The organism is Halomonas sp. AOP25-F1-15 (assembly GCF_052378675.1).
Classification (GTDB): Bacteria; Pseudomonadota; Gammaproteobacteria; order Pseudomonadales; family Halomonadaceae; genus Vreelandella; species Vreelandella casei.
In genome coordinates this window covers 103,330-115,395 of sequence record NZ_JBQSXV010000001.1, presented here as the reverse complement: position 1 = coordinate 115,395, position 12,066 = coordinate 103,330, and the positions used below count along the sequence as shown (strand labels likewise).

General features: G+C 58.0%; 2 protein-coding genes and 2 pseudogenes. All 4 read right to left on the bottom strand.

Annotated elements, in window-relative coordinates; all coding sequences use genetic code 11:
* Nucleotides 1-6: 6 nt before the first annotated feature.
* Nucleotides 7-1,389, bottom strand: coding sequence for a TolC family outer membrane protein (locus ACT3TF_RS00520; RefSeq protein WP_444625101.1), 1,383 nt, complete (start codon nucleotides 1,387-1,389; stop codon nucleotides 7-9).
* A gap of 235 nt (nucleotides 1,390-1,624) precedes the next feature.
* Nucleotides 1,625-4,039 (bottom strand): annotated as a pseudogene (locus ACT3TF_RS00515) (BapA/Bap/LapF family large adhesin); the annotation flags it as partial.
* A 98-nt stretch (nucleotides 4,040-4,137) separates the two neighbouring features.
* Nucleotides 4,138-11,043, bottom strand: a complete 6,906-nt coding sequence (locus ACT3TF_RS00510) for a hypothetical protein (protein WP_444671374.1) — start codon at nucleotides 11,041-11,043, stop codon at nucleotides 4,138-4,140.
* A 724-nt stretch (nucleotides 11,044-11,767) separates the two neighbouring features.
* Nucleotides 11,768-12,040 (bottom strand): annotated as a pseudogene (locus ACT3TF_RS00505) (BapA/Bap/LapF family prefix-like domain-containing protein); the annotation flags it as partial.
* Between the last annotated feature and the right edge of the window lie 26 nt (nucleotides 12,041-12,066).

The following is a 12,066-nucleotide window of genomic DNA, read 5'->3' as shown; positions in this document are numbered from 1 at the left end:
TTAACGCTATGGCGAAAGACTAACCCCTTGAACAGCTTCATCACTTATCTCAAACATACTGCGAAAACCTGACGACGCATAAAGGCAATCAAGTTGAACAGAATACATGTCGTAACGCGCATTTTCTTGATCAAAGCGTGACTGGTGTATTTCCTCTTCTGCGTTTAACAAATCCAGCAGCGAGCGAGTTCCCAATGACAGGTATTGCTGGCGATATAACTCCTGCGTTCTCACTATACTGCTAGCCCTTGCCTCTAAAATACTAATACGACTTATGGCGCTTCGTGTTTGCTCCTGGGCATCCCGAATACTTCTTTGTAGATCAATTAAAATGTTATCTTTAGATGCTTCCAGTGCTTGTAGCACATAGTCTGCGGAGCGCCGTTGCGCACGAGTAGCTCCTCCTTGATAAAGACTGCTGGATAAATTCAATCCCAACGAGACATCAGTATCGTCTCCATCACCCGTTTGGTTAATGAATTGGTTGAACCTTGCCTGCGCCGAAATAGTTGGGTAAAAATCTGCTTGGCGCCTCGCGATTTGTGCTCTTGCTTCTTCACGCTGCGCATCGGCCACCATAATTTCTGGCACGTTGTTAAATTGATCCGAAGCTAATTCGCATAGCTGCGTTAAACCATTAGGAAGAGAGTCACTAACACTGACGAGGCCTTCAGCCCCTATAAGCCTACTTAAATTATTGCGCCAAATATTCAGCTGAGACTGAAACTGTTCGCGTGTCGCTCGAGCCGCCTCCACGCGTGACTGTGCCTGTATCTCATCCGACTGTGTGCTAGCACCTAGCTCTGCACGCTTGGCCGCCAGTGCCTGAATGTCACTTACACCACTCACTTGTTCGTCTGCAATACCTAGTAATGTTTCAAAACGCAGAATTTCAACAACTGTTTGCCCTGCCTCAAGTGCTAGCTGGTCTATCGCCAAAAGTACCCTGGCTTGGTCACGCTCCACACCAAACAGTTCGGCTTTCACGTCATTAGACACTTTACCGAAATCATAGAGAAGCTGTGAAGCAGTAACATTAAAGGCATCTTCGGTTTGGCTGCTAGACGTTCTGTACTCCGATGATATGCCCGCATTGACCTGGGGTAGATACCCCGAACGCGCCACGGCCACCTGCTCATTTTGCTGATATAAACGCCCCAGCGTTTCCGTTATAGAGGGGTACCACGCAACTGCTTGCTGCACGGCATCTTTCATTGTCAGATTTTGAACACCATGTGTTTGTTGGCTAATTACACCATCCAGTGCTTGCTGGTCGCTCACCTGTGCCCAAGCATTGTGCATCCCGCCCCACGTCAAAAAACTGACCGTCAATACCCGTACGATATACGGGGCCTTGTTGTTTCGTTTGTCAGCATTAGGCACTCTCATATCTCGCCTCACTCCCTACCCCTTTCTGTTTGTTTTTTTCTTGCTTGGCTGACGTTTTAAATCTGATTCAAGCGTTTTCCCAAAAACACCGCCACTGTCAAGCGATATAGATGGCAAAAAACTTTGCTTACAGTTTGAACTAGCCGTAGATGCTAATTGCCGTAGTTCCCTGAAAACACACCGGGCCCGAAGGCCCGGTGCTTTGGCGGGTTTTATGCCAACGTTAGAGTACTAATCAGTACACATGCGTGTTCTGATCCAACTCATCGGATAGCGGATCCTGAGGTTCGAAGAAGTCATCCATCGGCACCTCCTCCGCGCTTTCAGCACTACTTGCTGCTAGCCCACTCTCTTCGCTGCTGTCCTCAGACTCGGGGAATACCAGCTCATCGGCATTATCACCGAAGTCCATATCTCCAAGACTAAAGCTACTCAGCATCATTGGTGGCACGTAAGGACCATCACCATGCTCAACATCAATCGACAACATTGCATCGTCGACGGTGCCGTTCGGATGCTCAAGGCGATAAGTGAAACTATCAACTCCACCAATATCCTCCAGATCCGAATTCGGTTCATACGAGTAGCTGCCATCAGCATTGATGGTCAGTGTCCCGTGATCCCCGATAACAGTCGTGCCGTCGACCACCTCCACCCAATCACCATTCTGCTCAACCTGCAGCACAGTAAATGACGAGCCAAGGTTGTCATCAGCCAACACATTTCCTATAGCCGAGCTAGTGTCTGCGGCCACAAACTCATCAAGGAATGTGGTGCTGTCAGTTTCGTAAGAGAGCGACAGCGTACCGCCAGTGCTAATGCCATTTGGACGCGCGTAGGTGGCGGTTACGTCATAAGAGCCTTCCTGAAGCCCACTTAGCTCTTGCGCAACGCCCAATCCTCCCAACCCAAGGAGTCCTCCCACACCGTTAAAGCTCTGAGTGAAGCCGCCAGGCCCCGTAATCGTGACCACCAGTGAATCACTTAACAGTGCTATGTCTGGCGACAATGCTGTTAGTGTGATGCCTGCTTCCCTGTTTTCATCCACCGTAAACGTTAGAGACGTCGAACGGGTTAAGCTTCCACCAAACGGATTGACATTAGCAGCAATGCTCTCATCCGGTGCTGATGCATCGGGGCCGCCACTCTCCACGCGGAAAGTCGAGTCAATGCTTGCAATACCGTTATCATCATTGGCCACAACATCAAGCTCAGCCAGCACGTCCTCCCATCCTTCGACACTATCTGGATGCGCCTCAATGTCGATGGTGAGCGTTGCCTCCGACTCATCACCATTCGGGTGGGTCAGTTTGTAGGTAAAGCTGTCAGTCTGACCAATCCCATTGAGGTTGTCGCCATTGGGTACGTACTCGTAATCGCCGTTGGACATGATGGTCAGCTGACCATACTCGCCCTCGACCACCAGACCACCATGCCCTGGCATGACGAACACACCATCCCCATTCATCACGCTAACCGCAGTGTTATCGGACCCAAGATGGTCGTCAACGATGACATTACCCGAGGCACCAGACACATCACCCGCCACAACTTCTGTCAGGTGAGTCGTCTCGAAGGACACGCCGGCAGTGATGTTAGTAAGCAGTCCAAGACCAGCGTTACTGACCTCCAACCGATACTCACCCGCGGCCAGAGCTTCCATGGTTGCCTGAATAGAGTCCGCTCCGATACCAATGATATCGATTAGGCCACCATCACTACCATCTGCAAACTGAACCCATTGGCCATCAATCATCTCAGACAGCGTGAAGTTCATATTCGTCAGCAGATTGGCCAAACCGCTTGAGCTAACATCGATAGTGACATCCGATACCGTCTCATCGCTGATAGAGAAGTCGAAAGTGCCAGAACCACCAAACACCAGTACAGAGGTATACTGAATCGCCGTTGGCACTTCTTCTGTGGTCACTATGTTGACTACTTCGATCTGAGCACTATCTAAATCGTCGTTCGCCTCCACTGTGACAGCTGGTGCAGACAGATCGCTATCATCCCAGACCAGATCTGCATCCTCACTATCAATACGGATGTACAGATTTGCCGTATCGGTAGTGCCATCAGGATGCACTAACTGATACTCGAAGACCTCAACCTGACCAACGCTCTCGGCATCGCCGTTGGGCTCATAGGTGTAGTTGCCATCAGCATCGATGGTCAATTGCCCATGCTCGCCTTCAACCACCGTTCCAGTGCCCGCGTCAACGAACACGCCATCCACTAAGATATTCAGCTCCGCCAGGTCATCGATACCCAGCTGGTCTTGCTCGCCTTCGACGAAACTGGGGTCAGTAATCACGTTCCCGCTGATCGGATCCCCCGGCAAACCGGAAAAATCCGTCAAGCTAGTATCAGTGACCTCTACCGCCCAGTTGATGGTCGAGCCAGCAGCCAGAACATTAGTGCTTCCATATACCACACGATATTCACCAGCTTCTAACTCGCTTGCTTCAACTTGAGCAGACGAACCGAAGATCCCGAGCACATCGATCAAGCCTAAACCACTATCCGAGTCTGACAGAGATACCCATTCGCCGTTCTCCATGACTTGCAAGTCGATGAAAGCACCATCGAACAAACTAACCAGGGAGCCGACATTAGCATCGAAACTCAAACCACCCACTGAGCCTTCTTCGACTGTGAACTCGTAGAATTCTGAAGCTCCGAATAGATTAAGCAGCAAGAATTGGCTGCCAGAGTCCGCGCTGGTTGATACATCAGGCGCAAGGCCTACATCGGCATATGCCAGGTCATCGTAGGCGGTGACATCCGCATCGGCATCCGCATCTGCGTCGGCATCTGCGTCGGCATCTGCATCTGCATCTGCATCAGCATCAGCATCAGCATCAGCATCAGCATCAGCATCCGCATCGGCATCGGCGTCCGCATCCGCGTCAGCATCCGCATCGGCATCCGCATCCGCATCCGCATCCGCATCCGCATCTGCGTCGGCGTCGGCGTCGGCGTCGGCGTCGGCATCAGCATCTGCGTCTGCATCGGCGTCAGCATCCGCATCGGCGTCTGCATCTGCATCTGCATCTGCGTCGGCATCGGCGTCAGCATCCGCATCCGCATCGGCGTCGGCGTCCGCATCAGCATCAGCATCCGCGTCTGCATCAGCATCAGCATCAGCATCAGCATCAGCATCAGCATCAGCATCAGCGTCGGCATCGGCGTCCGCATCCGCATCCGCGTCAGCATCCGCATCCGCATCGGCGTCTGCATCAGCATCAGCATCTGCGTCTGCATCGGCGTCAGCATCCGCATCCGCATCCGCATCCGCATCCGCATCGGCGTCTGCATCAGCATCGGCGTCTGCATCAGCATCAGCATCTGCGTCGGCATCTGCATCTGCGTCAGCATCCGCATCCGCATCCGCGTCGGCATCAGCATCGGCGTCGGCGTCGGCGTCGGCGTCGGCATCTGCATCTGCGTCAGCATCAGCATCCGCGTCGGCATCTGCGTCTGCATCTGCATCTGCGTCGGCATCTGCGTCGGCATCGGCATCGGCATCCGCGTCGGCGTCGGCGTCGGCATCCGCATCGGCATCGGCATCGGCATCGGCATCGGCATCAGCGTCGGCATCAGCATCCGCGTCGGCATCTGCGTCAGCATCGGCGTCAGCATCGGCGTCAGCGTCAGCGTCAGCGTCAGCATCGGCATCGGCATCGGCGTCTGCATCTGCATCTGCATCTGCATCTGCGTCAGCATCGGCATCGGCATCGGCATCTGCATCGGCATCTGCATCTGCATCTGCGTCAGCATCGGCATCGGCGTCGGCATCGGCATCGGCATCGGCGTCTGCGTCTGCGTCTGCGTCTGCGTCTGCATCTGCATCTGCATCTGCATCCGCATCCGCATCAGCGTCTGCATCAGCGTCTGCATCTGCATCTGCATCTGCATCGGCATCTGCATCTGCATCCGCATCGGCGTCGGCATCAGCATCTGCATCGGCGTCGGCGTCGGCGTCGGCGTCGGCATCAGCATCAGCATCAGCATCAGCATCAGCATCAGCGTCGGCATCAGCGTCGGCGTCGGCATCCGCATCGGCATCCGCATCAGCGTCGGCATCAGCATCCGCGTCGGCATCGGCGTCAGCATCGGCGTCAGCGTCAGCATCGGCATCGGCATCGGCATCGGCATCGGCATCGGCATCGGCATCGGCATCAGCGTCTGCATCCGCATCGGCATCGGCATCGGCGTCTGCATCTGCATCTGCGTCAGCATCGGCATCGGCATCGGCATCGGCATCTGCATCTGCATCTGCATCTGCGTCAGCATCGGCGTCGGCGTCGGCATCGGCATCGGCGTCTGCGTCTGCGTCTGCATCTGCATCTGCATCTGCATCGGCATCAGCATCAGCGTCTGCATCTGCATCCGCATCGGCGTCGGCGTCGGCGTCGGCGTCGGCATCAGCATCAGCATCAGCGTCGGCATCGGCATCGGCATCGGCATCGGCGTCCGCATCAGCATCAGCATCAGCATCCGCGTCTGCATCGGCATCCGCATCCGCATCCGCATCGGCATCTGCGTCTGCGTCTGCGTCTGCGTCTGCGTCTGCATCGGCGTCGGCATCTGCATCTGCATCTGCATCCGCATCAGCATCAGCGTCCGCATCGGCATCTGCGTCGGCATCTGCGTCGGCGTCGGCGTCGGCGTCGGCATCAGCATCGGCGTCGGCATCCGCATCCGCATCTGCGTCGGCATCTGCATCGGCGTCAGCATCGGCATCTGCATCTGCATCAGCATCAGCATCAGCATCGGCATCGGCATCTGCGTCAGCATCGGCGTCCGCATCCGCATCAGCATCAGCATCAGCATCAGCATCAGCATCAGCATCAGCATCAGCGTCGGCATCGGCATCGGCATCTGCATCTGCATCTGCATCTGCATCTGCATCTGCGTCGGCATCTGCGTCGGCATCTGCATCAGCATCTGCATCAGCATCTGCATCAGCATCTGCATCAGCATCTGCATCGGCATCGGCATCTGCGTCGGCATCTGCGTCGGCATCCGCATCAGCGTCCGCATCGGCATCTGCGTCCGCATCGGCGTCAGCATCGGCATCGGCATCCGCGTCGGCATCCGCGTCGGCATCAGCATCCGCGTCCGCGTCTGCATCGGCATCAGCGTCTGCATCGGCATCAGCGTCTGCATCGGCATCTGCATCTGCATCGGCGTCGGCGTCGGCGTCTGCATCGGCATCCGCGTCGGCGTCAGCATCCGCATCCGCATCTGCATCCGCATCCGCATCCGCATCAGCGTCGGCATCTGCATCGGCATCTGCGTCCGCATCGGCATCGGCATCGGCATCGGCGTCAGCATCCGCATCGGCATCAGCATCAGCATCCGCGTCGGCGTCCGCATCAGCATCAGCATCCGCGTCGGCATCGGCATCCGCATCGGCATCGGCATCTGCGTCTGCGTCTGCATCGGCGTCGGCATCTGCATCCGCATCAGCATCAGCATCAGCGTCCGCATCGGCATCTGCGTCGGCATCTGCGTCGGCGTCGGCGTCCGCATCAGCATCAGCATCCGCGTCGGCATCAGCATCAGCATCGGCATCAGCATCGGCATCAGCATCGGCATCGGCATCGGCATCAGCATCGGCGTCTGCATCGGCGTCGGCATCTGCATCCGCATCCGCATCTGCGTCTGCGTCGGCATCTGCATCAGCGTCCGCATCGGCATCTGCGTCGGCGTCGGCGTCCGCATCGGCGTCAGCATCGGCATCGGCATCCGCGTCGGCATCAGCATCCGCGTCGGCATCAGCATCCGCGTCCGCGTCTGCATCGGCATCAGCGTCTGCATCGGCATCAGCGTCTGCATCGGCATCTGCATCGGCGTCGGCGTCTGCATCTGCATCCGCGTCGGCGTCAGCATCCGCATCTGCATCTGCATCTGCATCCGCATCCGCATCAGCGTCGGCATCGGCATCGGCATCTGCGTCCGCATCGGCATCGGCGTCGGCATCTGCGTCGGCATCTGCGTCGGCATCTGCATCTGCGTCAGCATCGGCATCGGCATCGGCATCGGCATCGGCATCGGCATCAGCATCAGCATCGGCATCGGCATCGGCGTCAGCATCCGCATCGGCGTCAGCATCTGCATCCGCGTCGGCGTCAGCATCCGCATCTGCATCCGCATCCGCATCCGCATCTGCATCTGCATCTGCGTCGGCATCGGCATCAGCATCTGCGTCGGCATCAGCATCCGCGTCGGCATCGGCATCGGCATCGGCATCGGCATCGGCGTCGGCGTCGGCGTCGGCATCTGCATCAGCATCCGCATCGGCGTCAGCATCGGCGTCAGCATCTGCATCTGCATCCGCATCCGCATCAGCGTCTGCATCGGCGTCTGCATCTGCATCGGCATCTGCATCTGCATCCGCATCGGCGTCGGCATCAGCATCTGCATCGGCGTCAGCGTCGGCGTCGGCGTCGGCGTCGGCATCAGCATCAGCATCAGCATCAGCATCAGCATCAGCATCAGCATCAGCATCAGCATCAGCGTCGGCATCAGCGTCGGCGTCGGCATCCGCATCGGCATCCGCATCAGCGTCGGCATCAGCATCCGCGTCGGCATCGGCGTCAGCATCGGCGTCAGCATCGGCATCGGCATCGGCATCGGCATCGGCATCGGCATCGGCATCAGCGTCTGCATCTGCATCGGCATCAGCATCTGCATCTGCATCCGCGTCGGCATCTGCATCGGCGTCGGCGTCGGCGTCGGCATCAGCATCAGCATCAGCGTCGGCATCGGCATCGGCGTCCGCATCAGCATCAGCATCAGCATCAGCATCCGCGTCTGCATCAGCGTCTGCATCGGCATCCGCATCCGCATCCGCATCCGCATCGGCATCCGCATCGGCATCGGCATCGGCATCGGCATCGGCATCGGCATCAGCATCAGCATCAGCATCTGCATCTGCATCTGCATCTGCATCTGCATCTGCGTCGGCATCCGCATCCGCATCAGCGTCTGCATCAGCATCTGCGTCGGCATCTGCATCGGCATCAGCGTCTGCATCGGCGTCTGCATCGGCATCTGCATCTGCATCTGCATCGGCATCAGCGTCTGCATCGGCGTCTGCATCGGCATCTGCATCTGCATCTGCATCTGCGTCTGCATCTGCGTCTGCATCCGCGTCAGCGTCGGCGTCAGCATCTGCATCTGCATCTGCATCTGCATCGGCATCGGCATCGGCATCGGCATCGGCGTCAGCATCGGCATCCGCATCCGCATCAGCGTCCGCATCGGCATCGGCATCGGCATCAGCGTCTGCGTCTGCGTCTGCATCGGCGTCAGCATCCGCATCCGCATCAGCATCAGCATCAGCATCCGCATCGGCATCGGCGTCAGCATCCGCATCGGCGTCGGCGTCGGCGTCCGCATCAGCATCCGCGTCGGCATCAGCATCAGCATCCGCGTCGGCATCTGCATCGGCGTCGGCGTCGGCATCTGCATCTGCATCTGCATCGGCGTCAGCATCCGCGTCGGCGTCGGCATCTGCGTCAGCATCAGCATCCGCGTCGGCATCGGCATCGGCATCGGCGTCGGCGTCGGCATCTGCATCAGCATCCGCATCGGCGTCAGCATCGGCGTCAGCATCTGCATCGGCATCTGCATCTGCATCTGCATCTGCATCGGCGTCGGCATCGGCGTCTGCATCGGCATCGGCATCAGCGTCTGCGTCTGCGTCTGCGTCTGCATCAGCATCGGCGTCAGCATCGGCATCGGCATCGGCATCGGCATCAGCATCAGCATCCGCATCTGCATCCGCATCCGCATCCGCATCAGCGTCGGCGTCGGCGTCGGCGTCGGCATCAGCATCGGCATCTGCATCTGCATCTGCATCTGCATCAGCATCAGCATCTGCATCGGCATCGGCATCGGCATCTGCGTCTGCGTCGGCATCTGCATCTGCATCCGCGTCAGCATCTGCATCTGCATCTGCATCGGCATCGGCATCTGCGTCGGCATCTGCATCTGCATCTGCATCCGCATCAGCGTCGGCATCAGCATCAGCATCAGCGTCGGCATCAGCATCAGCATCAGCATCAGCATCAGCATCGGCATCAGCATCCGCGTCGGCGTCTGCATCGGCGTCTGCATCCGCGTCTGCATCAGCATCCGCGTCGGCATCCGCATCCGCATCAGCGTCTGCATCGGCATCAGCGTCTGCGTCTGCGTCGGCGTCAGCGTCAGCGTCGGCGTCGGCATCAGCGTCAGCGTCGGCATCAGCATCCGCGTCGGCGTCAGCATCCGCATCCGCATCCGCATCTGCGTCAGCATCCGCATCCGCGTCGGCGTCGGCGTCGGCGTCGGCATCAGCGTCGGCATCAGCGTCTGCATCGGCATCCGCGTCGGCATCTGCATCTGCATCTGCATCTGCATCAGCGTCTGCATCAGCGTCTGCATCCGCATCGGCATCGGCATCGGCGTCTGCATCAGCATCAGCATCAGCGTCGGCATCGGCATCGGCATCAGCATCCGCATCGGCGTCAGCATCCGCATCCGCATCCGCATCCGCATCAGCGTCTGCGTCTGCGTCTGCATCTGCGTCGGCATCTGCATCTGCATCGGCATCGGCATCAGCATCAGCATCAGCATCGGCGTCTGCATCAGCATCAGCATCCGCGTCGGCGTCGGCGTCCGCATCAGCATCAGCGTCTGCATCAGCATCTGCATCAGCATCTGCATCAGCATCTGCATCTGCATCTGCATCGGCGTCGGCATCGGCATCGGCATCGGCGTCTGCATCAGCATCAGCATCGGCATCCGCGTCTGCATCAGCATCAGCATCAGCATCAGCATCAGCATCAGCATCAGCATCAGCATCAGCATCAGCATCAGCGTCCGCATCAGCATCAGCATCCGCGTCGGCGTCTGCGTCTGCGTCTGCGTCGGCATCTGCATCGGCGTCAGCATCCGCATCAGCGTCAGCGTCAGCGTCAGCGTCAGCGTCAGCATCGGCATCTGCATCTGCATCTGCGTCGGCATCTGCATCTGCATCTGCATCTGCATCTGCATCGGCGTCTGCATCAGCATCAGCATCCGCATCGGCATCCGCGTCGGCGTCGGCGTCTGCATCGGCGTCAGCATCGGCATCGGCATCGGCATCGGCATCAGCGTCTGCGTCTGCATCTGCATCTGCATCTGCATCTGCGTCAGCATCGGCATCTGCATCTGCATCGGCGTCGGCATCCGCATCAGCGTCCGCATCGGCATCAGCGTCTGCGTCTGCATCTGCATCTGCATCTGCATCTGCATCGGCGTCAGCATCCGCATCCGCATCCGCATCCGCATCGGCATCGGCATCAGCATCAGCGTCTGCATCGGCGTCTGCATCGGCATCAGCGTCTGCATCAGCGTCAGCGTCTGCATCTGCATCTGCATCAGCATCTGCATCAGCATCAGCATCAGCATCTGCATCAGCATCCGCATCGGCGTCTGCATCAGCATCTGCATCTGCATCGGCGTCAGCGTCAGCGTCAGCATCCGCATCCGCATCCGCATCCGCATCTGCATCAGCATCTGCGTCGGCATCTGCATCCGCATCCGCATCCGCATCCGCATCAGCGTCTGCATCTGCATCAGCGTCGGCATCCGCATCCGCATCCGCGTCAGTATCATCGCCAAAGTCGACTATGGTCGAATCGGAGACATTGCCTGCATCATCAATGGCTACTACGTCATACTCTTCACCGTCCGCCAACGGCTCACCGGTGGTGATTTCGTAGTTACCGTCGTCGTCTGCTTCCCCTGTGCCGACGACGTTGCCGTCTGCATCACGAATAACAACTGTGCTGCCCGGCTCAGCCACGCCACTCACCGTGGTGCCGTCTGGGTCGCCATTTTCATCAAAGGTATTGGTGACATTGTCCACCGTCGGAACGCCGGGCGCGCTGGTATCACCCGTTACCGTGGTCGAATCGGAGACATTGCCTGCATCATCAATGGCTACTACGTCATACTCTTCACCGTCCGCCAACGGCTCATCGGTGGTGATTTCGTAGTTACCGTCGTCGTCTGCTTTCCCTGTGCCGACGACGTTGCCGTCTGCATCACGAATCTCAACTGTGCTGCCCGGCTCAGCCACGCCACTCACCGTGGTGCCGTCTGGGTCGCCATTTTCATCAAAGGTATTGGTGACATTGTCCACCGTCGGAACGCCGGGCGCGCTGGTATCAGCGTTGCTGTCGCTGTCATTATCCGAAGAAGAGTCAGCCGCCGCAATTGCTACGCCACCTAAGCCTATCAATCCTAAGGCGAGGGCCCAGAGTGGAATCCCACCCCCAGCCAGCTCACCAGCCTCTTGGATCTCTGCAAACGAAAACCCTGACCAAGGAGTTTCGTACTGCCCCCACCAAATGACCCCATCGGAATCTTCGAGTAGCAGCTCGCTGCGTTCCCCGTCCGAAACATTAAAAAAGCCGGCAATGGTTATCTGCTCCCCTGACTTCAGGTTAATAATCAGATCCATTCCCGACCGATCGAAAGATGCGATGTCTTCAGGCCCGACAGAAATCTTAACTACACTGGGCACCTGCAGATCGACAGCACTTCCTGAAGGTATTTCTACCGTTTCGCCGCCTGCTTTAGCAGTGACGGCTATGAATGCATTGTCCATGCTCCACCTATTTTTTTGTTACTTTC